The sequence below is a fragment of the Parendozoicomonas verongulae genome (assembly GCF_009711465.1).
In the GTDB taxonomy this organism is placed as follows: domain Bacteria; phylum Pseudomonadota; class Gammaproteobacteria; order Pseudomonadales; family Endozoicomonadaceae; genus Sansalvadorimonas; species Sansalvadorimonas verongulae.
Map to the genome: position 1 here is coordinate 1 of NZ_SMME01000617.1, position 1,635 is coordinate 1,635.

Below are 1,635 nucleotides of genomic sequence, written 5' to 3' on the forward strand. Positions count from 1 at the left end.
TTAGACTCCTTCATAGCTTGCATGCCTATACCAGGCACATATTTCCCTAATACCATTGCAAATTGATTCCGGTGCTGGTTGGATAATTCTTGACTCTCAAAGTTCTCTTTTTTCCTGACAGGTATGTTATGAGGGCAGACAGAGATAGGTGTTTGTGCTGATCGGGCGTGTTACCTTCGGAGAGTACCTGTCTGTTGTTCTTGTCAATGGGGAGCAAGTTCGTTGGCTTTGGCAAAGAGTAGAGCCGATAGCTGTCTGAACTCGTGCTCCTTTTTCTCTTTGATGCCCAATAATTGCAGCCCGGACTGCGGCCAGGTAGATAAAAGATGGTAACAATGACTTAGCTGTCTGAGGCAGGGGGCGTTTGTACTTTCAGTTTTCTCCACAGCAAGAGCCGCCCAGTGTAACGCCTTCCCCAGAAGAGCCGAACGCTCGGGCATGCTGTTCTCCGTTGTCATTAATTCCTGAAGGTTCCGGCGGCTGATACACAGGCAGGTTTCGAATTCTGAAAACGGCTGTGTATCGAGTTGCAGTTCATCAAACTGCCTCCATTCACCCATATCAATGAGAGTGGTTGCTATAGCCAGTTCAATCTCTTTGGCCTGACAGGAGGGTGTGTTCTGCCCCCTGGCCATCTTTGTGCGCAGCCAGGTATAGATATCCAGAGCTGTTCTCAGACTGTCCGGTTTTCCGATGCTCTGGAGGATTTTACCCAGAGCCAGTTCGATCTCTATGTCATCACAGGGGGTCATCTCCCGTCCCCCAGCCGCTTGGGTGCGCAGCTGGGTGCAGGTATTCAAGGCTGCTCTCAGATTATCCTTGCCGCCCATGAGCTGGAGGTGCCTGCACAGAGCCAGTCCATTGGCTTTTTTATCACTGATAAGTACTGAGTATTTTTCATAAAGGGACTGGAAAAGGGGTAAAGCTTCAGTGAGATGGCCTTTCGCCTGTAAAGCCTTGGCTTTTGCCATTATCACCCTTTTATCGTTTTGAAGCTCCGGTGGAAGAGAATTGACGTACTCAACACACTCATCAAAATTGCTTAGATGACATAAAGCCCGGGCTTTTAATTGCACAACACGGGCATAGTGAAACGGGTTTCCCGAGTATTTTGTTAATAACGCCTCTGCCTCAGTTAATGCCCTTTGAGGGTTGACTTTCAGAAGCCGGAAGCTCTCATCTATGCCGTAAACTGGTGGCCTATAAGAACCTTCCAAGTCGTGCCGGGGGTGATGGTGTGGAAGTTGGTGGAGTTCATGATTACCAGCACTGCTTGGGCCAGGAGAGCTGTGTGTACCGAGGTCATAAGGCGCACGCTGGGGCTGAAGAGCCCTCAGACCTAGGATGACATTATCCAGCCCTTCGGTCCCGTTGGCGCGCAGCCGGGTATAGATCTCCAGAGCGGCTCTCGTATTACCGCCCATGAACTGGAGATGTTTAGCCAGGGCCAGTTCGATGTCCCTGTCATCACAGGGTGCGTTTACCTGCCCTCCGGCTGCCTGGGCGCGCAGCCGGCTATAGATCTCCAGAGCTGCTTTCAGATTATCCTTGCCGCCCATCAGCCGGAGGTGTTTGGCGAAAGCCAGTCCATTGGTTTTTTTATCTTCGAAAGATTCTGAGTCCCTTTCATAAAGG

General features: G+C 50.6%; 1 protein-coding gene. It reads right to left on the minus strand.

The window, feature by feature from the left end; all coding sequences use genetic code 11:
* Positions 1-203: 203 nt before the first annotated feature.
* A partial coding sequence (locus E1189_RS01905) for a tetratricopeptide repeat protein (protein ID WP_196221038.1) occupies positions 204-1,635 on the minus strand: 1,432 nt, incomplete at its 5' end.